Below are 22,895 nucleotides of genomic sequence, written 5' to 3'. Positions count from 1 at the left end.
ATATCGCCGCATTCCTGCGGGTGGAGATTATATAATTGATGCGTATTTCATGCGCATCTCATGCAGGGCAGAAAATGTCCAAGGGTGAATTATGGCTGGCGTCAACGAGATAAGGTCCACATTCCTCGACTATTTCCGCAAAAACGGACATGAAGTCGTTTCATCAAGCCCGCTCGTTCCTCGTAACGACCCGACGCTGATGTTCACCAATGCGGGTATGGTTCAGTTCAAGAACGTTTTTACTGGTCTTGAACAGCGCCCTTACAGCCGCGCGACTACTTCGCAGAAATGCGTACGCGCTGGCGGCAAGCATAACGATCTGGATAATGTGGGCTACACAGCACGCCACCACACTTTCTTTGAAATGCTCGGCAATTTCTCGTTTGGTGATTACTTCAAGGAAGAAGCGATCAGCCATGCCTGGAACCTGATTACCAAGGAATTTGGCCTCAACAAGGACAAGCTGCTCGTCACCGTCTATCACACGGATGATGATGCTGCGAATTTCTGGAAGAAGATTGCCGGTCTTTCGGATGATCGTATCATCCGCATTGCAACGAATGACAACTTCTGGGCTATGGGTGACACCGGACCGTGCGGTCCTTGTTCGGAAATCTTCTACGATCACGGCGATCATATTTGGGGTGGACCTCCCGGATCAGCAGATGAAGACGGCGATCGTTTCATTGAGATCTGGAACCTCGTTTTCATGCAGTTCGAGCAGGTTACACCTGATCAACGCATTGATTTGCCGCGTCCTTCGATTGACACAGGCATGGGCCTTGAGCGTGTTGCGGCAGTGCTTCAGGGCGTGCACGATAACTACGATATCGATCTGTTTAAGGCGCTTATCCGTGCTTCGGAAGAAGCAACTGGCGTTAAGGCCGAAGGCGATTTCCGCGCCAGCCATCGCGTAATTGCCGATCATTTGCGTGCATCGAGCTTCCTGATTGCAGATGGCGTTCTGCCGTCTAATGAAGGTCGCGGTTATGTTCTACGCCGCATCATGCGTCGCGCTATGCGCCATGCGCAGCTGCTTGGCGCGAGCCAGCCATTGATGTGGCGTCTGCTGCCAGCTCTGATCCGCGAAATGGGCCAGGCTTACCCGGAACTCATCCGCGCAGAAGCGCTTATTTCCGAAACACTTAAGCTGGAAGAAACCCGTTTCCGCAAAACGTTGGAACGCGGCCTTGGCCTGCTTTCCGATGCTTCGGAAAACCTGGTTGAAGGTGATCGTCTTGATGGCGAAACCGCGTTCAAGCTTTACGATACCTATGGTTTCCCGCTTGATCTGACGCAGGATGCTTTGCGCCAACGCGGCGTGACGGTCGATACTGATGGCTTCAATGTCGCCATGGAACGCCAGAAGGCGGAAGCTCGCGCCAACTGGACCGGTTCCGGCGAAGCTGCAGCGGAAACCATCTGGTTCGGCATCAAGGATAAGGTCGGCGCGACCGAGTTCCTCGGCTATGAAACCGAAAGTGCGGAAGGTGTTATTGCTGCCCTCGTGCGTGATGGCGCAGAAGTGGCATCGGCTGCCGAAGGCGAAACCGTGACCGTCGTAGTCAACCAGACGCCATTCTACGGCGAATCTGGTGGTCAGCAGGGCGATACCGGAACAATCTCCGGCGAAGGCTTTGTCATCACGATCAAAGACACCCAGAAGAAGGGTGAAGGCCTCTTCGTTCACACCGGCGAAATTACCAAGGGTTCCGCGAAGGTTGGTGAACCGGTTGAGTTGAAGGTTGATGGAGAGCGTCGCACGCGCATCCGTTCCAATCACTCGGCCACTCACCTCTTGCATGAAGCTCTGCGTGAAACGTTGGGTTCTCACGTTGCACAGAAGGGTTCGCTTGTCGCGCCTGATCGTCTGCGCTTTGACTTCTCGCACCCAAAGCCGATTTCGGCTGAGGAACTGACAGCTGTTGAAAATCTCGCCAACGAGATCATTCTGCAGAATGCTCAAGTCACCACGCGCTTGATGGCTGTGGATGATGCTATTGCCGAAGGTGCGATGGCGCTGTTCGGCGAAAAATACGGCGATGAAGTGCGCGTTGTTTCGATGGGCACGGCGAAGCACGGCGAAAAGGCCGGTAAGGCTTACTCGGTTGAGCTTTGCGGTGGTACGCATGTGCGCCAGACCGGTGATATCGGTCTCGTTCGCATTCTATCTGATAGCGGTGTTGCCGCCGGTGTCCGTCGTATGGAGGCTCTGACGGGTGAGGCGGCTCGCCTTTACCTCGAAGAACAGGACGAGCGCGTCAAGGCAATCGCCGGCGTGCTGAAAACCACGCCATCGGAAGCACTGGAGCGCGTCAATGCTCTGGTTGATGAGCGCAAGAAACTCGAACGCGAACTTACCGAAGCACGCAGACAGCTTGCGTTGAGCGGTGGTTCTTCGGACGGTGGCAGCGCTGTGGAAACCGTCAACGGTGTCAATTTCCTTGGCAAGGTTGTGACAGGTGTCTCGCCGCGTGATCTCAAGCCACTTGCCGACGAAGGCAAGAAGCAGGTTGGCTCTGGTGTTGTCCTCTTCATCGGCGTTGGTGAAGATGGCAAGGCAAGCGCAGTTGCTGCCGTGACCGAAGATCTGGTTGGTCGGTTCAGTGCAGTTGATCTGGTTCGTGCTGCTTCTGGTGCGCTCGGTGGCGCTGGCGGCGGCGGTCGTCCGGATATGGCTCAGGCCGGTGGTCCCGATGGCACCAAGGCAAATGATGCAATCGCAGCGGTTAAAGCGCTGATGGTCTGATGAATTTCTTATAAGAATGAAAAGGCCGGGATTTTCCCGGCCTTTTTTATGCGGCGTGAATCTTGCGGCTATCGTCAGGAGCTTCTTCGCGCTGATCGAGCCCGTAATCGCGAGCGACATTCGCAACACGTAGACGGTAGTTTTCAAACACACCGCCGCGCCCTTTCGTCTGTGCGATCCGATGTGTTGGCAGATTGCGCCACTGCTTTACGGCCTCTTCGTCACGCCAGAAGGAGAGAGACAGCAGCTTTTCTGGCTCAACCAAGCTTTGAAAGCGTTCAATGGATATGAAGCCGTCAATTTTTGCCAGATCGGCGCGCAGGCTTGCGGCGATATCGAGATACTGCTCGCGCCTTTCATCATCTGCTGGCCAGACTTCAAAGATGACAGCGATCATGGCTTGATAAACTCCGCATGTGGAGCTGATTGAAGCTTAAGAAATATGCGTTCTTCAGACCGGATGAATTGCTCGCGCTTCGCGAATTCATAGTTTGCCCGGCCGATTGGGTCTGCGGCCAGACGTGCGCGAAACTGTTCATAGGCAGCAAGGTCTTCGACTGAATAAACGCCATAAGCGGTTGTGGTGGAGCCCTCATGCGGGCCAAAATAGCCAATCAGCCTCGCGCCACAACGGGGGCTTGCCTGTCCCCAGTTGCGTGCATATTCCGCGAAAGCATCGGCTTTGAACGGGTCGATTTGATAGCGGATGAAGCAGGTAATCATTCTTATCTCCTGAAATTGGCTGATTTGCTGGAGACGTTTTAGCGTATTGAACTTCATCCATGCTTCGGTTAGCATCGAAGTATGAATGACGGACCGATCATAGCTTCTGTTGCTGCCCTTTTGGGTGATCCGGCGCGCGCAAACATGCTGACTGCGCTGATGGACGGTCGTGCTTTGACGGTAAGCGAACTTGCAGCCGCCGCAGGCGTAACACTTCAGACAGCCAGTGGGCATCTTTCCAAGCTTGATGCTGCCAATTTGCTGGTGGCTGAGAAGCAGGGCAGGCATCGTTATTTCAGGCTATCAGGTACGGATGTGGCGCAGGTGCTCGAAGGGCTTATGGGGCTTGCACAGCGAACCGGCGCCGTGCGTGTTCGCACTGGTCCGAAAGATCATGCGCTGCGTAAGGCGCGGATTTGTTACGATCATCTGGCGGGCGAGCGCGGCGTGGAAATGCTTGATGCATCGTATAAGCTCGGTTTGATCAATGATGCCAACGAGCCACTCCTTACTGATGAAGGAAAGTCATTCTTCTCTTGCATGGGCATTGATGTTGATACGCTGCAAAAGGGCAAACGGCCACTCTGCCGTCATTGTTTAGACTGGAGTGAGAGACGCAACCACTTGGGCGGTGCGCTTGGTGCAGCGCTTCTGAAAAACTTCATCGATAAAGGTTGGGCGCGTCGGGAGGAAGGTCGTGTTATTGCCTTCTCACCCAATGGCGCCCAGGCCTTTGCCAAGGCTTTTCAGCTTTAGAGCGGTTCCAGTTAATACTGAATCATTCAAGCTGCTATATCTCTTCGTTTTTATAGCATTATCCATGCAAAATCGTTTCGCACTTTTGCTGGAAATGCTTTAACTAATGTTTTGAAGCCGCTGCGGCTGCGGCGGCATCATCCAGTTCATTGGCACGTTTCATCGCAGGGCGATCTTTCAAACGATCCCAATAAGCCTTAAAGGCAGGCTTTGCTGGCAAGGTGCCGAAGCGCAAACCCCATCCGATATGTGAGCCGACATAGACGTCAGCTGCATTAAAGCGTGATCCGGTGATGTAGGGATGGCGTGACACTGCATTTTCAAGCGTACTAACAACCGTATCGTAATTGCCATAGCCGACCATACCCTGCTTGTCGGCTGGCACTTCATAACCCAGCGCGTGGTTGGACAGAGCGGCTTCGACCGGGCCAGATGTGAAGAAAAGCCAGCGATAAAAATCGGCGCGCTCGTCCGGATGTGGGGCAAGACCAGATTCAGGGAAGGTGGTCGCAAGCTAGGCACAGATGGCTGCCACTTCCGTGACGATGTCGTTGCCATGACGAAGGGCAGGCACTTTGCCCATCGGATTGATGGCGCAATAGTCTGGCCCTTTCATGGGTGGGCCGTAATCCAGTATTTCAACATCATAGGGTTGCCCGATCTCTTCGAGCATCCAGCGCGCAATGCGCCCGCGTGACATGGGATTGGTGTAAAGCTTCAAATCGCCCATTGCTGATCCTCCCTGCAAGCTCTGAGCAAGGATGCTCTTTCTTGCAGCAAAAAGAAACGGGAAACCGGTTTTTTTAGAGCGCCTTGCGATATTGAATGAAACCAGACTCTTGCGCGATGCTGTCATAAAGACGACGCGCTTTCGCATTGCTTTCATGCGTAAGCCAATAGAGGCGGCCAGCACCTTCTTCACGAGCAAGATCGGCCACAGCCTCAATCAGTGCGGCACCTGTGCCTTTTCCACGCTGGGAGTTTTCGACATAGAGATCCTGGAGATAGCAGGTCCATTTTGGCAACCAGCAGGAGCGGTGAAAGATCACATGGACTATGCCAACGAGGCGTCCGTCGTCATCAAACGCGCCCAGTGCGTGCATCGGCTCAGACGCATCGTGAAAGCGCCCCCATGTAATGTCGGTTGTCTCTGCGGGAATGTCGACTTCGTAAAAGACCTGATAGGCTTTCCATAATGGCTCCCACGCAGTCCGATCTTGCGGTGTTAACGCCCGAATTGTCGACATACCAGTTCTCCCTGTTTCTGAATCAACAGACTATCGGGGAGCATTTGCGCTTACGAGCGATAAATAGTGCGGTGCAAACAAAAAACGGCGGGAAAATCCCGCCGTCTTTATGTGACTTTGCTTGCGTTTAAGCAGCCATTGCCTTCTGAAGGTTTTCGTCGATCTTGTCGAGGAAGCCAGTGGTCGAGAGCCAAGGCTGATCTGGACCGATGAGCAGCGCCAGATCCTTGGTCATGTAGCCGCTTTCGACTGTATCGACGCAGACCTTTTCCAACGTGTCAGCAAAACGCTTCAGCTCAGCATTGTTGTCGAGCTTTGCACGATGTGCGAGGCCGCGGGTCCATGCGAAGATCGAAGCAATCGAGTTGGTCGAAGTTTCTTCGCCCTTCTGATGCTGGCGATAGTGACGAGTCACGGTGCCGTGTGCAGCTTCCGCTTCAACGGTCTTGCCATCTGGCGTCATCAGAACCGAGGTCATCAGACCAAGCGAGCCGAAGCCCTGTGCCACGATGTCGGACTGAACGTCGCCGTCGTAGTTCTTACAAGCCCAGACATAACCGCCAGACCACTTGAGGGCCGAAGCAACCATATCGTCGATCAGGCGATGTTCGTACCAGATCTTTGCTTCCTTGAACTTCTCAGCGAATTCAGCCTGATAGACTTCTTCGAAGATGTCCTTGAAGCGGCCGTCATAGGCCTTCAGAATGGTGTTCTTGGTCGAGAGATAGACCGGATAGTTGCGCTGCAGGCCGTAGTTCAGCGAAGCGCGTGCAAATTCGCGGATCGATTCGTCGAGATTGTACATGGCCATTGCCACGCCAGCAGCCGGAGCCTGATAGACTTCGTGCTCGATGGTTTCGCCGTCTTCACCGACGAACTTGATCGACAGCGTGCCCTTGCCAGGGAACTTGAAATCGGTCGCGCGGTACTGGTCACCAAAAGCGTGGCGGCCAACGATGATTGGCTGGGTCCAGCCTGGAACCAGGCGAGGAACGTTCTTGCAGATGATTGGTTCGCGGAAGATAACGCCGCCGAGGATGTTACGGATGGTGCCGTTAGGCGACTTCCACATCTTCTTGAGCTTGAATTCTTCAACGCGGGCTTCATCCGGCGTGATGGTTGCGCACTTGACGCCAACGCCGTGTTCCTTGATGGCGTTTGCAGCATCAATGGTAACCTGGTCATTGGTAGCATCACGGTGCTCGACCGACAGATCGTAATATTTCAGATCGATGTCGAGGTATGGGTGGATCAGCTTGTCCTTGATGAACTGCCAGATGATGCGGGTCATCTCATCGCCGTCGAGTTCAACGACCGGGTTTGCAACCTTGATTTTTGCCATTGATAATGCCTCTCATTTAATGCGTCGCGCTCGTATAGCATCGGTAAACGCGAAGGCAAAGCGTAAGAGGCTTATTCTTTGGCCTATAGGCACATTTTCAGGCGGCGTGATGGGTGGATTTTCGCCATTCTGAGCGCTGATCACGATAAGTTTCCTGCTCACGCAGCAATATGGCATCTGCATCCAGTGTCGAGATCGCAGTTGATTTGTCTGTTGGTAGGAAACCATTGAGTTGTAGTGCCAGATAGCGCCCGCAGCAAACGCGCAGAAACGATGCGAAATTATCAAGGTCGTGGCCTTCCGTGCGGGATTCCTCATAGAGGCGACCGAGAAGGCGATTGACGGTCAGATCGTCACGCATGGCTATATCTTCCAGCGTCCACCAGAAGAAATTTTCGAGCCGCACACTGGTTACGACGCCATCAATGCGCAGCGAGCGTGTGACGCTTTGCCAGAGTTGCGGTTCTGCCCCGATGAACAATCTGCACATATGTTCCTCCCGAAATATCTCCCGTCCCAATGTCGCGCAGTTTGGAGCTGCCTGCAACCAGCTTAGCATTGCAGGCAGCTTACAATCAGGCGTGTATGATTTTGGTACCGAGAACGGCGAAAAATTGTGACAGCCATGCCGGATGGGCCGGCCATGCGGGCGCTGTTACCAGATTGCCATCAGTGACAGCCTGATCCACCGGAATATCAGCATAAGTGCCGCCAGCCAGCTCTACCTCAGGGCGGCAGGCGGGATATGCCGAGCAGGTGCGACCTTCCAGAACGCGTGCAGCCGCGAGCAACTGTGCGCCATGGCAGACGGCTGCAACAGGTTTGCCAGCTTCAAAGAAGTGTTTGACGATGGCGATGACCTTTTCATCAAGGCGCAGATACTCAGGGCCGCGACCACCGGGAATGACGAGTGCGTCATAGCTTTCTGCTTTGACGTCGGCAAAAGTAGCGTTGAGCGTGAAATTATGGCCTGGCTTTTCAGTGTAGGTTTGATGGCCTTCAAAGTCGTGGATAGCGGTGGCAATGGCATCGCCTGCCTTTTTCCCGGGGCAGACGGCATGGACTTTGTGGCCTACGGCGAGCAGCGTCTGAAACGGAACCATGGTTTCGTAATCTTCGCAGAAGTCGCCGCAAATCATGAGAATCTTTTTGCCGGACATGATTTTCCTCCCTGTAAACGTCAATGTCGGTGTCGGCAGTCTGACATGGATGGGAAGAAGACTGGTGTTATTCCGCTACTACACGCGATTTTCGATATGGAATGTAAGGGGAATCTTTGCGATTTTTCGTCAATTATGTCAGGGAAGCGCCGTGTTTATAAAGTAGTGACGGAAATTACCATGGCAGGAACAGACAAACAGCGCCCTTTGATCACCGAAGGACCGGCGATCATTCTGGTTAATCCCCAATTGCCGGAGAATATCGGCATGGTGGCGCGCGCTATGGCGAATTTTGGTCTTGCCGAATTGCGTCTGGTTGAGCCGCGCGAAGAATTTCCGAGTGAAAAGGCACGCGCAGCGGCAAGCAAGGCCGATCACATCATCGACAATGCCGTTGTTTATGACGACCTGCCATCAGCAATTGCCGATCTCAATTTCGTTTATGCCACCACAGCACGTGAGCGCGATGGTTTCAAACAGGTGCGCAGCCCTGTCGAAGCAAATGGCGAATTGCGCCGCCGTTTCAAGGCTGGTGAAAAGACTGGCATCATGTTTGGGCGTGAGCGTTTTGGGCTGAGCAATGAGGAAGTTGGTCTCGCAGATGAACTGGTGACATTCCCGGTTAATCCGGCCTTTGCATCGCTCAACATCGCGCAGGCTGTACTGCTTATGTCTTATGAGTGGATGAAGTCGGGCCTTGAGAGCGATACTGATACGGTTTTCCGTGGTCCGGAAATGGAAGCAGCGCCCAAGCTGGAATTGCAGAGTCTTTTCAACCATCTGGAAGAAGCGCTTGATATTCGGGGTTATTTCCGCCCCGAGGCGAAGAAAGAAATCATGGTCAACAATCTGCGCTCGGTGCTGACGCGCGCGGGTTTTGCATCCGCAGAGCTCAAGCTTCTGCGTGGCGTCATCACTTCTCTTGATGTTTTCACACCCAAAAAGCCGCGCGGCTCAGGCGCACCGGAAAGCCGGGCCCGCAAGCCTGCAACAGAGGACAAGGCTGAATGAAACACGCACCCGCAGCAGACGTTTCTGCCAAAAAGCTGGTGACAGATGAAAGGCCTATTTTGGTCTTCGATAGCGGTATTGGCGGGTTGACGGTTCTGCGCGAGTTGCGGGTGATGATGCCGGACCGGCGATTTGTCTATATCGCCGACGATGCCGGTTTCCCTTACGGCGATTGGGAAGAGGAAGCACTGCGCGCGCGAATTGTCGAGCTCTTTGGCAAGTTCATAGCCGAGTATGATCCCGAAATCGCGGTTATTGCGTGCAATACGGCCTCGACACTGGTGCTGGATGATTTGCGCCGCGCTTATCCTGCTGTGCCATTTGTTGGTACGGTGCCTGCGATCAAGCCTGCCGCTGAACGTACATCGTCGGGGCTTGTTTCGGTTCTGGCAACGCCGGGTACGGTCAAGCGCGCCTATACACGCGACCTTATCCAGTCATTCGCCACCCAATGCCATGTGCGCCTGGTGGGAGCGGACAGGCTTGCAGGCGTTGCGGAAGCCCATATTCGCGGTGAAAAGATCGATGAGGCGCTGATCGTTGAGCAGATCGCGCCATGTTTTGTCGAAAAAGATGGTGAACGTACGGATATCGTCGTGTTGGCCTGCACGCATTACCCATTCCTCGCAAATGTTTTCCGCAGGCTGGCGCCATGGCCGGTGGATTGGCTTGATCCGGCAGAAGCCATTGCGCGCCGTACTGTATCGCTATTGCAGCCAAGACAGATTGATGAGGAATTGCATCATCACGATGATCTGGCGGTGTTTACATCGCAGAAGCCGGATTATGCCATCCGCCGCCTGATGCAAGGCTTTGGCTTGCAGTTCGCCTGATCTAGCCTATGTTTTTCGTAGTCGCGATTTTATGCGCTTACTGAAGCATCAAGAGGCGAACCATGACCGGACAAATTCCACAAGTGAAACTGGCGTCGGGCACCCATGTGCCTGCACTTGGACAGGGCACATGGTATATGGGTGAGGATGCGCGGCAGCGGCGACTTGAAGTTGAGGCGCTGCAATGCGGTATAGAACTTGGCATGACCCTGATCGACACCGCAGAAATGTACGCAGACGGTGGAGCGGAAGAGGTGGTCGGCGAGGCGATCGGAGGCCGTCGCGATGATGTATTTCTCGTCAGCAAAGTGCTTCCCTATAATGCATCTGCTCAGGGAACGATTGAATCCTGTGAGCGCAGCCTTAAGCGGCTTGGCACAGAAAAGATCGATCTTTACCTGTTGCATTGGCGTGGTCGCTATCCATTGGAAGAAACCCTGTCTGCATTTGAAGAGCTACAGCGGGCCGGCAAAATCGGCGCATGGGGTGTCAGCAATTTTGACACGGATGACATGCAGGAGCTGAGCAATATTGCTGGCGGCAAGGCGGTCGCGACCAATCAGATTTTGTATAATCTTATCCGGCGCGGACCAGAATTCGATTTGTTGCCATGGTGTGCCGCTCGCGAAGTGCCATGGATGGCCTATTCTCCGATCGAACAGGGGAGGCTTTTGGGCAACAGTGTTCTACATGAAGTTGCGGATGAAATTGGCGTGTCGCCTGCCGCAATCGCGCTTGCATGGACCATGCGAAATGGCAATGTCATTGCTATTCCAAAAACGTCGAAGCTCAGTCATGTTCGCGAAAATCGAAATGCTGCAGATATCAAGTTAACGGAAGAACAGCTGACTTTGCTGGATCGGACTTTCGCGCCGCCAACCCGGAAAACGGCATTGGAAATGCTGTAGGTAATTTTACAAGAAAAGACTTCAATATATTGTTTTAATTGCCTCTCTCGGTAAATTTGATCGAGAGAGGCATGGATAAGAATAGGATCAGCTGGCGGCTTCCTGTCGGGAATCACGCTTAGCCTGAGCGACACTTGCAGCCTTTTTCAGACGGCCACGCTCCATAGGTCGTATCAAGCTATCGGTCTTTTCATTCGGTATGTTGCGCATCCCATGGCGCGCATGACGCGTGTTGAATGTCTTATCCGGCTTTTCATTGGCTTTCTTTGTTGCCAATGCCTTTTGCGCATTCGCTATAAGTTCGTTGCTGGCTGACATGCTGCGGCGGCGGTCGACTTCTGCATTGATGCGACGCATGGCCATTGCTAGCACAGACACCTTCAAATGCGAACCTTCATCAGCCTTAGATGCTGAAGCGCCTCTTGCGGCAGTTTTTCCGCGCATCTCACGGCGCCGCTGGTGGGCCTGATCGCGCGCTTTGCTGCGACGGTCGCGCAATAGCTTTGCCAATTGTGATAGCTCGGAGTCTGGTACGTCCTGAAGGTGAGGGTGATGAGATTTCTCGACCAGCTCCTTCTCTTCAGCATTGAGGGCGCGGGCTTCTTCCTTTCTTGTGATGGCCATAAGACGTCCTTTCTGTTTTTGATTAATTCGTCCACATTTTGGATATAGGCACGAGTTGTTTCAGGAAAAGGCGGCTGCGTCGTTTCATTCATTCTCTTCCTGCACGGCGGCGGCAGTTGCGCGTTTTTCGCCTTCCTGTTCGAGATGTTTTAAGATCAACTTGAGCTTATCGAGAGGGAGATGCTCTGCACCAATCGTCTCGCTTCGTGTTTTGGAAACGAGGTTTAGGATTTCATCGAGCTTTGCCTGGGTGGCGCTGGCTTCGCGGTCCTGCGAATTTTGGATAAGAAACACCATCAGAAAAGTGATGATCGTGGTCGATGTGTTTATCACCAGCTGCCAGGTGTCAGAAAAATCGAAAAATGGCCCGCTGATACCCCAAACGACAATGAACAGTGTTGCCAGAATAAACGCAGCATAGTGCCCGGCAAGTTCTGCGGCTTTCTCACTGACTTGCGTGAAAAACTGAGACATCGCTTCCTCCCACAATTTGCCAGAAAGCGTTTCAGCATGACACAGGTTCCTTTTCGGGAACTATCGTGGTCGTTTGCCGTTGTTTCTGCAGGTGAAACACGGAGGTAAAAGCCATGGATATCGTTGAAACCCGTGTCAGTTCGCTTGGCGGTTTCGCGACCTATATGGTCGAATTTGTAACCGAAAGCGAAGAGCGCATTACCGTCAAGGTCGAGAACGACACAGGTGCCGAGCTTCCACGCGATGCTGTGATCCGCAAAGCAGCACTCAAGCTCGGTGAAGCGCTAAGCGTTGCCTGTATTGAATGCGGTATTGAACCGGCAAGCCAGATCACCATTCCAAGTGCGCGTCGCGCCGGTGATCGTACCGAGCTTGAACGACAGCTGGATGAGGGATTGGAAGATACTTTTCCGGCTAGTGACCCAGTGTCCGTGACAAGTTCTGCCATTGCAGGTTTCGCGGGACCGAAGAACTGATTGGATCTAGACAATGAGAAGCCGGACAATTCATCCGGCTTCTGAAACGGCTCATAAAATGAGTCTCATAGTGCCCGTATATTATTGATAATATTATAAATTGCGCCGCTTGCCTTCCATGAGGTCGAGTACGGCACGTGCGCAATCGAGTACATTGCTGCCGGGGCCGAATACTGCTGATACGCCGTGGTCGAACAGATATTGATAGTCCTGGCGCGGGACGACACCACCACATACAACGATGATATTTTCGGCACCTTTTTTGCGAAGTGTTTCGACTAGCTGCGGCAGCAGTGTCTTGTGCCCGGCTGCGAGCGAAGACACTCCAAGTACATGCACTTTGGCCTTGATTGCCATGTCTGCGGCTTCATCTGGCGTCTGGAACAGAGGTCCAGCCAGCACTTCAAAGCCGATATCGCCAAAGGCGGAAGCGATGATTTTCGCACCACGATCATGGCCGTCTTGACCGAGTTTGGCCACCATCAGACGGGGTTTGTCGCCGCTATGTCTGGAGAACTCTTCGAGACGCTCTACAAGGGTGAGATATTCCGGCTCATTTTCGTAGGCGGTGCCATAAACCTTGCTAACGACCTTCGGCACAGCTGCATGATCACCGAAGGCGCTACGCATGGCATCGGAGATTTCTCCAACGGTTGCGCGGGCGCGTGATGCTTCGACAGCCGCAGCAAGGATATTGCCTTCGCCGGTTTTCGCGACCTTTTCAAGTTCAGAAAGCGCCGCTTCAACTTTCGTCTTGTTACGGGTTTCCTTGATCCGGTTGAGGCGCGCTATCTGCGAATTGCGGACGGCGGTGTTATCGATTTCAAGAATGTCGATATTGTCTTCCTGTTCCAGACGAAACTTGTTTACGCCGACGATGACTTCCTCACCCTTGTCAACGGCTGCCTGTCGGCGCGTTGCCGCTTCTTCGATCAGACGCTTGGGGAGGCCGCTTTCAACGGCTTTGGTCATGCCGCCAAGACCTTCAACCTCTTCGATCAAAGCCCATGCTTTTTCTGCCAGTTCATTCGTCAGGCTTTCGATGTAATAAGACCCTGCAAGTGGATCCACGACTTTGGTAACGCCGGTTTCGTTTTGTAGAATGAGCTGTGTGTTGCGGGCGATACGGGCGGAAAATTCTGTCGGCAAAGCAATGGCTTCGTCAAAAGAATTGGTGTGAAGTGATTGTGTTCCGCCAAGGGCGGCGGACATGGCCTCAAAAGCTGTGCGGACGATATTGTTATACGGGTCCTGTTCCTGCAGTGAGACGCCTGATGTCTGGCAATGGGTGCGCAGCATCAGTGAGCCGGGCTTCTTCGGGTCGAATTCCTTCATGATGCGCGACCAGAGCAGGCGCGCTGCACGAAGCTTGGCGATCTCCATGAAGAAATTCATGCCGATGGCGAAGAAGAACGACAGGCGCCCTGCGAATTCATCGACATTGAGACCTTTGTTCAAAGCTGCTCGCACATATTCGCGGCCATCGGCCAGCGTGAAAGCCAGTTCCTGCACCAGTGTCGCGCCAGCTTCCTGCATGTGATAGCCGGAAATGGAAATCGAATTGAATTTCGGCATTTCGGTCGCCGTATAGGCGATGATGTCAGCAATGATCCGCATAGATGGTTCCGGCGGATAGATATAGGTGTTGCGAACCATGAACTCTTTCAGAATATCATTCTGAATGGTGCCAGACAGCAAATCGCGCGAAACGCCCTGTTCTTCACCAGCGACGATAAAATTGGCGAGGATCGGGATTACTGCGCCGTTCATCGTCATGGATACCGAGATTTTCTCAAGCGGGATTCCGTCGAATAGGATTTTCATATCCTCGACGGAGTCTATCGCCACGCCTGCTTTGCCGACATCGCCTTCAACGCGCGGATGATCGCTGTCATAACCGCGATGGGTGGCAAGATCGAAAGCGACAGAAACGCCTTGCTGACCAGCCGCTAGCGCCTTGCGGTAAAAGTTGTTGGATTCTTCGGCCGTGGAAAAGCCCGCATACTGGCGGATGGTCCACGGACGGCCCGCATACATGGTTGCACGCGGGCCGCGCAGAAATGGCTCGAAGCCGGGCAGGGTGCCGAGGTGGTCTACCTGATCAAGATCGTCGGCAGTATAGAGCGGCTTCACATCAATGCCTTCAGGCGTGTGCCAGACGAGGCTGTCAGCGGGACGCTTCAGTTCCTTCTCGGCCAACGCCTCCCAATCCGCGCGGGTTTTCTGCGTCATTGGCTTATTCTCCATCCCATAAAGCTTTGCCTCCAAGAGGCGCAAATGCGCCTGCTCAAAGCTTATTCAAATTCCATGATCAGTTCATCGACGGCGAGGCTTGCACCTGCTTCCGTCGTTATTCGTTTGACGGTAGAGCGGCGTTCCGCACGCAGCACATTTTCCATTTTCATGGCTTCAACCGTTGCCAGTGGCTGGCCTGCCTCGACCGTATCACCTTCTTTGACGAGAACTGAGGTGATCACGCCCGGCATCGGGCAGAGCAGCATCTTCGAGGTATCTGGCGGAAGCTTGACCGGCATAAGCTTTGCCAGCTCAGCAACGCGTGGCTTACGAACATGAGCGATCACATCAATGCCGCGCCAGCGTAAACGCCAGCCCGTGCCGGAGCGCAAAACCTTGACTGCAATTGACTTGCCGCCGACCGTGAACGAGCCGAGCTGCTTCCCCGGATGCCAGTCACTGGCGACAGGGAGGCTGTTACCATCAGCGAAGTTGATTATCGTACCGCCTTCACCCTCAGCGATCCTGATAGGCAAATTGAAGCCGCCTAGGGTGACGACCCAATCGGTTGCAACAGATTGAGCCTGTGAAGAGATACGGCCGGAAATTAAGCCATTGCGCTGTTCAATCGCCATGTTGATCTGCGCTGAAACCGCCGCCAGCACATGCGCGTCTTCTTCCAACACGGTAACGCCCGCAAAGCCGTCGGGATATTCCTCAGCAATGAAGGCTGTGGTAAGCGCGCCAGCGCGAAAACGCGGATGCTCCATAACGGCGGAAAGGAATGGCAGGTTGTGACCGATGCCTTCCACTTCAAATGCATCCAATGCGTCGCCCATGGCTTCAACTGCGCTGGTCCGGTCCGGTCCCCAGCTGCAAAGTTTTGCAATCATGGGGTCATAATACATCGAGATCTCGCCCCCCTCAAAGACACCAGTGTCGTTGCGGATGACAGAGCCATTATCGCGCCGACCTTCGACCGGTGGACGATAACGGGTCAGCCTGCCAATAGAGGGCAGGAAGCTGCGATAAGGGTCTTCGGCATAAAGGCGGCTTTCGATGGCCCAGCCGTTGAGCTTTACATCGGCTTGGATGATGCGCAGCTTTTCGCCCGATGCCACGCGGATCATTTCCTCAACAAGATCGATGCCGGTGATGAGTTCCGTCACCGGATGTTCGACCTGCAAACGCGTGTTCATTTCAAGGAAATAGAAATTGCGGTCGCCATCGACGATGAACTCGACTGTGCCTGCGGAATAATAGCCGACAGCCTTGGCAAGAGCGACGGCTTGTTCGCCCATAGCCTTGCGGGTTGCTTCATCCAGAAACGGCGAGGGTGCTTCTTCAATCACCTTCTGATTGCGGCGCTGAATGGAGCATTCGCGCTCGCCCAGATAGATGATATTGCCGTGCTGGTCGCCGAGCACCTGAATTTCGATATGGCGTGGTTGGGTGACGAATTTTTCGATAAAAATGCGATCATCACCAAACGATGCTTTGGCTTCATTGCGTGAAAGCTGAAAGCCTTCACGCGCTTCTTCATCGTTCCATGCAATGCGCATTCCCTTGCCGCCGCCGCCAGCGGAAGCCTTGATCATTACCGGGTAGCCGACTGTACTTGCGATTTTTACCGCCTCGTCTGCATCCTCGATCAACCCCATATGGCCGGGAACGGTGGAGACACCAGCCTCGGACGCAAGCTTCTTGGACGTGATCTTGTCACCCATGGCCTCGATGGCATTCACTGGTGGGCCGATGAAAGTGACATTGGCGGCTTTTAGTGCTTCGGCAAAACGTGGGTTTTCCGACAGGAAGCCGTAGCCTGGATGTACGGAATCAGCACCCGTCTCTTTTATCGCCGCCAGTATCTTATCGATGACGATATAGGACTGGTTTGAGGGCGCTGGTCCAATATGCACGGCTTCGTCGGCCATTTTAACATGCAGCGCATTGCGGTCGGCGTCAGAATAGACGGCGACCGTGGCAATGCCCATTTTCTTGGCTGTTTTGATAACCCGACACGCGATTTCGCCGCGATTGGCAATGAGGATTTTCTTGATCATCTGTATCGTACCCGTGGCTATCAGAGCGGAATAGTGTCGTGTTTCTTCCATGGCGTGTTCTGGCTTTTGTTACGAAGCGCAGAAAACGCACGGGCGATACGGCGGCGGGAAGAATGCGGCATGATCACTTCGTCGATAAAGCCGCGTTCGGCAGCAACGAAAGGATTGGCGAAACGCTCTTCATATTCCTTGGTGCGGGCGGCGATCTTTTCCGTATCGCCTAGTTCTGAGCGGTAAAGAATTTCGGTAGCGCCCTTGGCACCCATCACGGCGATTTCGGCAGTCGGCCATGCATAATTGATGTCGGCGCCGATATGTTTTGATGCCATCACGTCATATGCGCCGCCATAGGCCTTGCGGGTAATAAGTGTGACCATTGGGACGGTCGCTTGTGAATATGCGAAGAGTAGTTTCGCGCCGTGCTTGATGACACCGCCATATTCCTGTGCGGTGCCGGGGAGGAAGCCAGGAACATCCACCAGCGTGAGGATCGGAATGCTGAAAGCATCGCAGAAACGCACGAACCGCGCAGCCTTGCGCGATGAATCAATATCGAGACAACCAGCCAATACCATCGGCTGATTGGCGACCACACCGATTGTCTGGCCTTCCATGCGGATGAAGCCGGTGATGATGTTTTTGGAGAAAGCTTCCTGAATTTCGAAGAAATCGCCTTCATCGGCAAGCGCGAGGATCAGCTCCTTCATGTCGTAAGGCTTGTTGGCGCTATCCGGGATCAGCGTATCAAGCCGCATTTCAAGACGCGCCGGATCATCGAAGACAGGGCGAGTGGGTGGCTTTTCCCGATTGTTGAGCGGCAGGAAGTCAAACAGAATGCGTATCTGTTCCAGTGCCTCGATGTCGTTTTCAAAGGCGCCATCGGCAACAGAAGATTTCTTCGTGTGGGTCGAAGCGCCGCCGAGTTCTTCCGCCGTAACGATTTCATTGGTGACGGTTTTGACCACATCAGGGCCGGTCACGAACATGTAGGAACTATCGCGCACCATGAAGATGAAGTCGGTCATAGCGGGCGAATAGACCGCGCCACCGGCGCATGGTCCCATGATCACAGAAATCTGCGGAATAACACCCGATGCATCGGCATTGCGTTTGAACACATCGGCATAGCCTGCAAGCGAAGCGACGCCTTCCTGAATGCGTGCACCGCCAGAATCGTTGAGGCCGATCACAGGAGCACCATTCTGCATGGCCATATCCATGATCTTGCAGATTTTCTGTGCGTGCGTCTCAGACAGAGAGCCACCAAGAACAGTGAAATCCTGACTGAAGACATAGACCTGCCGACCGTTGATCGTGCCCCAGCCGGTCACAACGCCGTCACCTGCCACTTTCTGTTTTTCCATGCCGAAATCGGTACAGCGATGCGTGACATACATATCGAACTCTTCGAACGAACCTTCGTCGAGAAGCACTTCGATTCTTTCGCGGGCGGTGAGCTTGCCTTTGCCGTGTTGCGCGTCGATACGTTTTTGTCCGCCGCCAAGACGGGCTTCGGCGCGACGGGCTTCAAGCTGTTCGAGAAGTTCCTGCATTCGCTATGCCTTTGGAAAGCTGTGAAATTGCGGGTTGTTGTCTCAATGATTAGAGCCAGTATGCCGCATTCTGAAAGCTTGAAAAGGTGTGGCTGTGTAATTTATAAATTTGCAAATAGCGAAATGCAAAGTTGCAAATATGGCACCGAAAAAACTCTATGTCGGCAGGAAGATCCGCGAAATACGTGAGCAGCATAAGACGACACAGTCGGGCTTTGCTGAACGCTTAGGTGTTTCAACGAGTTATCTGAACCAGATCGAGAACAATCAGCGTCCGGTTTCGGCAGCTGTTCTGCTGGCTTTGGCTGAGAATTATCAGATCGACATTGGTGCGATTTCGCTTGGTGATGATGATCGGCTGTTATCGGCAGTATCCGAGGCGCTGGCCGATCCGGTGTTCGACAATTACAAGCCGAATTTGCAAGAGCTGAAGCTCATCACGCAAAATGCGCCGGGTTTGGCTCATGCGTTGATAGCTTGTCATCAGGCCTATCGGCGCAACAGTGAGCAGCTTGCGAGCCTTGATAATCAGCTTGGGCGCGCGCCGTCAGCCGCCGAGCCAGCACCTTATGAAGAAGTGCGCGACTTCTTTCATTTTATCGATAACTATGTTCATGAGCTTGATATTGCGGCGGAAAAGCTGGCCGATGAGCTGAAGATACCATCACGCGATATTGGTGTCGCACTTCCGCAATATATGGAAAGTCATCATCGGGTACGCGTTGCACGCGCTGATCCCGATGAAGCTATTCTGCGTCGCTTCGATCCAATTGCTCGTGTCCTTTATCTTAATCCCTATTCGCCAGCGTCGACCCGTAATTTCCAAATAGCGTTTCAGATTGCCGAACTGGAGATGGAAGAGCTTGTGACAGCAATTGCTAAGCGTGCGGACTTTCGTTCATTGGAAGCGGTCGAGATTTGCAAAATCGGCTTACGCAATTATTTCGCTGGTGCGCTGGTCTTACCTTATCAGACGTTTCTTTCAGCGGCCAAAGAGCTGCGGCATGATCTTGAATTGCTCGCCTCGCGCTTTGGGGCAAGTCTGGAACAGGTTGCGCATCGGTTGAGCACTTTGCAGCGCTCCGGCCAGCGCGGCGTGCCGGTGTTCTTTGCGCGGATCGACCGTGCCGGAAACATTACCAAGCGGCACAGTGCCGCCAAGCTGCAATTTGCGCGTTATGGCGCGGCATGTCCGTTGTGGAATGTTCATCAGGCATTCGAGACGCCTGGGCGAATTATCCGGCAGCTTGCGGAAACGCCGGATGGTGCGCGCTATCTCTGCGTTGCCACCGAGCTAACCAAGAGCGAGGGCGGGTTTCACGCACCACAGCGTCGTTATGCTATCGCTTTGGGATGTGAAGTCACACACGCGCAGGATTTTGTCTATGCGGATGGGCTGGATATTGCGACACGCTCGGCATTTGATCCGATTGGTGTTTCCTGCCGTATCTGCGACCGAGCTGAATGTGTGCAGCGTGCGGTCCCGCCTTTGAAAAGCAGACTGGCGGTCGATCACGACCGCCGTGGTATCTTGCCTTACAAACTTCTTTAGCGATTAAAAACCAGCATGTTCCTTGAGGAATTCGGCTTCCTCGCTGGTCGTTTCGCGACCCAGAACCTTGTTACGGTGCGGGAAACGACCAAAACGCTCGATAATATCGTGATGCTGGCGGGCAAAGCCCAACGAGAAATCATCACCCAGTTTTTCGTAAAGATCGACACAGCGTTTCTGGTCGCTGAGATGCTCGCTATGCATGAATGGCAGGTAGAAGAACTGACGCTGCTCAGCTGAAAGTTTGCGGTCGAAGTCATGATCAAGCGCCTGCGCTGCAACGTCACGGGCGAGACCGTCGCTTTCAAATGAGCGTGGAGAGCTGCGGAACATATTACGTGGGAATTGGTCGAACAGGATAGTCAGCGCGAGTGCACTTTCCGGCTGCTGTTTCCAGTCTTCCAGCTTGTCTGCGCGACCATCTTCATAAGCTGCCAGAAATTTTTCGCGAATTTCCGCATCGATGTCATCGCTTTTGCTGAACCAGTTTTCGCGCATCTTTGCAGAAAACCAGAAATCGAGGACGTCTTGGGGTTGAATGGCCATTACTGCCTCTTTTCGGGTTATGGATTTTGGTTCGGGCTGTCGGGTTGCGGGCAGGGCGTCTCGCCCTTCATGTTACGAGACATGCAGGCGAATCGATCAAAGCCTTTGCCTGCATCCATTGCCGCTTTTCCGGCACCACAGCCGGAGAGAACGGCCAGCGAGATCAGTAGGACAACTTTGTTCATCTGGAGCGTTTCCGGTTTCAAAATGATGCCAATCACGGGATTTAATAATAAGCATCGTGACTTCTAGCGGCAATAGTTACAGAGATTTGTGATCAACCGCGACCGCGATAATTGGGTACAGACTGTTCAGGAATCCAGACATTCTTTGGTGTTTCGCCCGTCTGATAAAACACATCAATCGGGATGCCGCCACGCGGATACCAATAGCCGCCAATGCGCAGCCATTCCGGGTCCAACAGTTCAACAAGTCGCTTGCCGATTGTGACCGTGCAGTCTTCATGGAAAGCACCATGATTGCGGAATGAGAACAGGAAAAGCTTGAGCGACTTGCTTTCAACCAGCCACTTGCCCGGAACGTAATCGATCATCAGGTGAGCGAAATCCGGCTGTCCGGTCATAGGACATAAAGAGGTGAATTCTGGTGCTGTGAAGCGAACGCAGTACGGCGTTCCTGCTTGCGGGTTTGCGACCCTTTCAAGAACGGCCTCTTCCGGAGATTGCGGTATCGTGCTGTTCGATCCGAGTTGTTTGAGATCGGAATATATTGTCTTTTCAGACATTTGCGTGCCTTTTTAAAAGCCACGGTGCAGTCTTCACGCTTGCATATCAAGCGTTTGTCCTTGTTTTGACCGGGTAGGCTGCGACCGGTGGCAGATTGCCAATGGCTTCGAGTAGCAGTCTTGTACAAGCAGGTAAAGCCCATAGAAAAACCCGCGCTGGGAGGGCGCGGGTTAGTCGGGAGGATTTTTTTGATCAGCGGCGATCGGAGGAGATCACGCAACCAATTGCAACGCCGATCAAAATTCCGAGTACACCTGCGGTGCCGAAAAGCGTCGTTGCCGTGCCAGGGTTTTCCTTGACTGTTTCCGCGACAGCCTGACCACGCTCACGAACAACCTCTGCCGCGTGGCGAAAACGTCCGGATGCATCATCAAACGCGTCTTCCGCAGAATCCCTCAGATCGCTTGAGCGGGATGCCAAGGATTTCGACAGGCGCTTCAGTTCACCACGAAGATCAGAAATCTGCTGTTCCAGAGCCTGTTGAACGTCGCTAGCAGTCTTATTGTCGGCCATTTGAAACCTCCATTGGAATTGATGCGGATAAAACGTACCGACAACCAATTGGTTCCATTAGAGGAAAGAGATTTTACCTCTTCAATCTGCTTTCAAAGAAAGGCAAGAGGCTCAAGCCTCGGCCTATACAAACGCCCGCAAGGGCACCAACCGCTTTGAAAAGGAAATCGGCAAATTCGCCGTGCCGTCCGGGTGCGAGCCGCTGAAGCAGCTCAAACATGCCAGCGCACCCGACCGTAAGTAACAGGACTGCCAGCCATTGGCGTGGGTAGGCCAGTGCAAAGAGAAAACCGACAAGAAAAAAAGCAGCAAAACGTTCCAGATCAGCAGGCTCGCCGGTGATCGGACGGAACTGGATTGGGCTGATCGTTACCACGAGGATTAAAACCAGAATCGACCAGGCAGCGATACGCAAAAGTCGCGTCATTAAGTAAAGGCCTTCTATTCTGCCGTGTAGTTGCCGACAGGTTCGTCCTGATTAGGGTCGCCGCAGCGCTGATACATGCGATCGGTTATTGCTTTTTTCAGCCCGTTCGCAAATGGCAATTCATAATGAGCGATGACATCGACGCCCATGCACCATTTTACGTTCTGCGGTGAGAGACCGTAATTGGTTTCGAGGAAGCCAATGGCATAGTTTATACCTTCTTCGCAATTCTCAGTTGTGCAGAAATTGCCATCTTTTGCCAGTTGACGGATTGAGCCTTCGCCGATCTTTTGGACGATTGGTTCGACGGCAAAGGGAGTTGCCCCGGCAAGCGCAACGATAACCAGTCCAATAAGGGTAAATTTGATAGAGCGCCGCATGAATCGCCGTCAGTTATTGATCCTATTGTCATTTCATAACGCATGGGTGGCACTATGATGGCAAGGTCATACGTTAAATGTAGTGGCTTGTATTAGCCAATGTGCGGGATTGTGACGGTTTAATATTGACTTTTACGTAAATGCGGTTGCACAACATTCGCCTGCATATTGCAAGATTGGAATATTGTGGTGCGCGAATATTATACGATCACAGAACTGACGCGGGAATTCGGGATATCGACCCGGACATTGCGTTTTTATGAGGATGAGGGGCTGATCTCGCCGGTAAGGCGTGGCCGCACACGCTTGTTCAGGCCTTCTGATAGGCATCTTCTGAAGCAGATTATGCGTGGAAAGCGTCTTGGCTTTTCAATCGCCGAGATACACGAAATCGTACAGATGTATCGCGAGCCGCCGGGTGAAACCGGCCAGCTCAAGCTTTTGATGAAGCGCGTTGAGGAAAAGCGTGCGGATCTTCGCCAGAAGCGTCGCGACATTGACGAAACGCTTTCCGAACTCGATCAGGTTGAAGAAGCCTGCATTGAACGTCTTGCAGAACTTGGTGTTTCTACCTGAT

At 53.3% G+C, this 22,895-nt stretch carries 25 protein-coding genes and 1 pseudogene; 8 read left to right on the top strand and 18 right to left on the bottom strand.

Features of this window, described 5'->3' with window-relative positions; translation table 11 throughout:
- Nucleotides 1-91: 91 nt before the first annotated feature.
- Complete coding sequence (gene alaS, locus KMS41_06010; protein QWK76689.1) at nucleotides 92-2,749, top strand: alanine--tRNA ligase; 2,658 nt, start codon at nucleotides 92-94, stop codon at nucleotides 2,747-2,749.
- A gap of 46 nt (nucleotides 2,750-2,795) precedes the next feature.
- Here alaS and KMS41_06005 read toward each other — a convergent pair whose 3' ends face one another.
- Together KMS41_06005 and KMS41_06000 are read right to left on the bottom strand one after the other, a co-directional pair.
- Nucleotides 2,796-3,146, bottom strand: coding sequence for an antibiotic biosynthesis monooxygenase (locus tag KMS41_06005; protein ID QWK76688.1), 351 nt, complete (start codon nucleotides 3,144-3,146; stop codon nucleotides 2,796-2,798).
- Nucleotides 3,143-3,472 (bottom strand): NIPSNAP family protein, encoded by a 330-nt coding sequence (locus KMS41_06000; GenBank protein ID QWK76687.1) that lies wholly within the window; start codon nucleotides 3,470-3,472, stop codon nucleotides 3,143-3,145. The genes KMS41_06005 and KMS41_06000 overlap by 4 nt, the downstream gene beginning before the upstream one ends.
- 81 nt (nucleotides 3,473-3,553) lie before the next feature.
- Between KMS41_06000 and KMS41_05995 the strand changes: the two genes are divergently transcribed.
- Nucleotides 3,554-4,228, top strand: coding sequence for a winged helix-turn-helix domain-containing protein (locus KMS41_05995; GenBank protein QWK76686.1), 675 nt, complete (start codon nucleotides 3,554-3,556; stop codon nucleotides 4,226-4,228).
- Nucleotides 4,229-4,331: 103 nt separating this feature from the next.
- Here KMS41_05995 and KMS41_05990 read toward each other — a convergent pair.
- The 5 genes and pseudogenes from KMS41_05990 to KMS41_05970 all read right to left on the bottom strand — a co-directional run bounded on the left by KMS41_05990 (nucleotide 4,332) and on the right by KMS41_05970 (nucleotide 7,977).
- A pseudogene (locus KMS41_05990) lies at nucleotides 4,332-4,958 on the bottom strand (glutathione S-transferase family protein).
- Between the two features lie 73 nt (nucleotides 4,959-5,031).
- Nucleotides 5,032-5,475: a GNAT family N-acetyltransferase gene (locus KMS41_05985; GenBank protein ID QWK76685.1), complete on the bottom strand. Its 444-nt coding sequence runs from the start codon at nucleotides 5,473-5,475 to the stop codon at nucleotides 5,032-5,034.
- Between the two features lie 127 nt (nucleotides 5,476-5,602).
- The gene (locus KMS41_05980; protein QWK76684.1) at nucleotides 5,603-6,817 is read right to left on the bottom strand and encodes an NADP-dependent isocitrate dehydrogenase; all 1,215 of its coding nucleotides are present in this window, start codon (nucleotides 6,815-6,817) and stop codon (nucleotides 5,603-5,605) included.
- A 97-nt stretch (nucleotides 6,818-6,914) separates the two neighbouring features.
- Nucleotides 6,915-7,307 (bottom strand): ribbon-helix-helix domain-containing protein, encoded by a 393-nt coding sequence (locus KMS41_05975; GenBank protein ID QWK76683.1) that lies wholly within the window; start codon nucleotides 7,305-7,307, stop codon nucleotides 6,915-6,917.
- 85 nt (nucleotides 7,308-7,392) lie between these two features.
- Nucleotides 7,393-7,977 carry a DJ-1/PfpI family protein gene (locus KMS41_05970; protein ID QWK76682.1) on the bottom strand — a complete coding sequence of 195 codons (585 nt, stop codon included), beginning with the start codon at nucleotides 7,975-7,977 and terminating at the stop codon, nucleotides 7,393-7,395.
- 180 nt (nucleotides 7,978-8,157) lie between these two features.
- Between KMS41_05970 and KMS41_05965 the strand changes: the two genes are divergently transcribed.
- From KMS41_05965 to KMS41_05955, 3 genes are all read left to right on the top strand, one after another.
- Complete coding sequence (locus KMS41_05965; protein ID QWK76681.1) at nucleotides 8,158-8,988, top strand: RNA methyltransferase; 831 nt, start codon at nucleotides 8,158-8,160, stop codon at nucleotides 8,986-8,988.
- Nucleotides 8,985-9,821 (top strand): glutamate racemase, encoded by an 837-nt coding sequence (murI, locus tag KMS41_05960; protein ID QWK76680.1) that lies wholly within the window; start codon nucleotides 8,985-8,987, stop codon nucleotides 9,819-9,821. Before KMS41_05965 ends, murI begins: the two co-directional genes overlap by 4 nt.
- A 62-nt stretch (nucleotides 9,822-9,883) precedes the next feature.
- Nucleotides 9,884-10,729 carry an aldo/keto reductase gene (locus tag KMS41_05955; protein QWK76679.1) on the top strand — a complete coding sequence of 282 codons (846 nt, stop codon included), beginning with the start codon at nucleotides 9,884-9,886 and terminating at the stop codon, nucleotides 10,727-10,729.
- A gap of 87 nt (nucleotides 10,730-10,816) precedes the next feature.
- Here KMS41_05955 and KMS41_05950 read toward each other — a convergent pair whose 3' ends face one another.
- Together KMS41_05950 and KMS41_05945 are read right to left on the bottom strand one after the other, a co-directional pair.
- Nucleotides 10,817-11,353 (bottom strand): hypothetical protein, encoded by a 537-nt coding sequence (locus KMS41_05950; GenBank protein ID QWK76678.1) that lies wholly within the window; start codon nucleotides 11,351-11,353, stop codon nucleotides 10,817-10,819.
- An 84-nt stretch (nucleotides 11,354-11,437) separates the two neighbouring features.
- Nucleotides 11,438-11,827 (bottom strand): low affinity iron permease family protein, encoded by a 390-nt coding sequence (locus tag KMS41_05945; protein ID QWK76677.1) that lies wholly within the window; start codon nucleotides 11,825-11,827, stop codon nucleotides 11,438-11,440.
- 113 nt (nucleotides 11,828-11,940) lie between these two features.
- Between KMS41_05945 and KMS41_05940 the strand changes: the two genes are divergently transcribed.
- Nucleotides 11,941-12,303: a hypothetical protein gene (locus tag KMS41_05940; protein ID QWK76676.1), complete on the top strand. Its 363-nt coding sequence runs from the start codon at nucleotides 11,941-11,943 to the stop codon at nucleotides 12,301-12,303.
- Nucleotides 12,304-12,396: 93 nt separating this feature from the next.
- Here the strand turns inward: KMS41_05940 and scpA are convergent, their stop codons facing one another.
- From scpA to KMS41_05925, 3 genes are all read right to left on the bottom strand, one after another.
- Nucleotides 12,397-14,535, bottom strand: a complete 2,139-nt coding sequence (gene scpA, locus KMS41_05935) for a methylmalonyl-CoA mutase (GenBank protein QWK76675.1) — start codon at nucleotides 14,533-14,535, stop codon at nucleotides 12,397-12,399.
- Nucleotides 14,536-14,597: 62 nt separating this feature from the next.
- A complete protein-coding gene (locus KMS41_05930; GenBank protein ID QWK78790.1) occupies nucleotides 14,598-16,601 on the bottom strand; it encodes an acetyl/propionyl/methylcrotonyl-CoA carboxylase subunit alpha in 2,004 nt (667 codons plus the stop codon).
- 20 nt (nucleotides 16,602-16,621) lie between these two features.
- Nucleotides 16,622-18,154 carry an acyl-CoA carboxylase subunit beta gene (locus KMS41_05925; protein ID QWK76674.1) on the bottom strand — a complete coding sequence of 511 codons (1,533 nt, stop codon included), beginning with the start codon at nucleotides 18,152-18,154 and terminating at the stop codon, nucleotides 16,622-16,624.
- 139 nt (nucleotides 18,155-18,293) lie between these two features.
- On the opposite strand from KMS41_05925, the gene KMS41_05920 reads away from it, so the two are divergent.
- Nucleotides 18,294-19,706, top strand: coding sequence for an XRE family transcriptional regulator (locus KMS41_05920; protein ID QWK76673.1), 1,413 nt, complete (start codon nucleotides 18,294-18,296; stop codon nucleotides 19,704-19,706).
- Nucleotides 19,707-19,709: 3 nt separating this feature from the next.
- Here KMS41_05920 and KMS41_05915 read toward each other — a convergent pair whose 3' ends face one another.
- The 6 genes from KMS41_05915 to KMS41_05890 form a co-directional block, all read right to left on the bottom strand.
- Nucleotides 19,710-20,252, bottom strand: coding sequence for a DUF924 family protein (locus KMS41_05915; protein ID QWK76672.1), 543 nt, complete (start codon nucleotides 20,250-20,252; stop codon nucleotides 19,710-19,712).
- A 17-nt stretch (nucleotides 20,253-20,269) separates the two neighbouring features.
- On the bottom strand, nucleotides 20,270-20,437 hold the full coding sequence (locus KMS41_05910; protein ID QWK76671.1) for a hypothetical protein: 168 nt from the start codon (nucleotides 20,435-20,437) through the stop codon (nucleotides 20,270-20,272).
- A 92-nt stretch (nucleotides 20,438-20,529) separates the two neighbouring features.
- Entirely contained in the window at nucleotides 20,530-20,997 is a 468-nt protein-coding gene (queF, locus tag KMS41_05905; protein QWK76670.1) for a preQ(1) synthase, read from the bottom strand.
- A 193-nt stretch (nucleotides 20,998-21,190) separates the two neighbouring features.
- Nucleotides 21,191-21,511, bottom strand: coding sequence for a hypothetical protein (locus tag KMS41_05900; protein ID QWK76669.1), 321 nt, complete (start codon nucleotides 21,509-21,511; stop codon nucleotides 21,191-21,193).
- 73 nt (nucleotides 21,512-21,584) lie between these two features.
- The gene (locus KMS41_05895) at nucleotides 21,585-21,938 is read right to left on the bottom strand and encodes a VanZ family protein (protein ID QWK76668.1); all 354 of its coding nucleotides are present in this window, start codon (nucleotides 21,936-21,938) and stop codon (nucleotides 21,585-21,587) included.
- A gap of 14 nt (nucleotides 21,939-21,952) precedes the next feature.
- Nucleotides 21,953-22,318 carry a hypothetical protein gene (locus tag KMS41_05890; protein QWK76667.1) on the bottom strand — a complete coding sequence of 122 codons (366 nt, stop codon included), beginning with the start codon at nucleotides 22,316-22,318 and terminating at the stop codon, nucleotides 21,953-21,955.
- A gap of 189 nt (nucleotides 22,319-22,507) precedes the next feature.
- Here KMS41_05890 and KMS41_05885 point away from each other — a divergent pair, with 189 nt between their 5' ends.
- Complete coding sequence (locus KMS41_05885) at nucleotides 22,508-22,894, top strand: MerR family DNA-binding transcriptional regulator (protein ID QWK76666.1); 387 nt, start codon at nucleotides 22,508-22,510, stop codon at nucleotides 22,892-22,894.
- Nucleotide 22,895 lies beyond the last annotated feature (1 nt).

It is taken from the genome of Ochrobactrum sp. BTU1, assembly GCA_018798825.1.
In the GTDB taxonomy this organism is placed as follows: Bacteria; Pseudomonadota; Alphaproteobacteria; order Rhizobiales; family Rhizobiaceae; genus Brucella.
The sequence above is the reverse complement of the archived record's forward strand: the minus strand, read 5'-3'. Positions and strand labels throughout refer to the sequence as shown.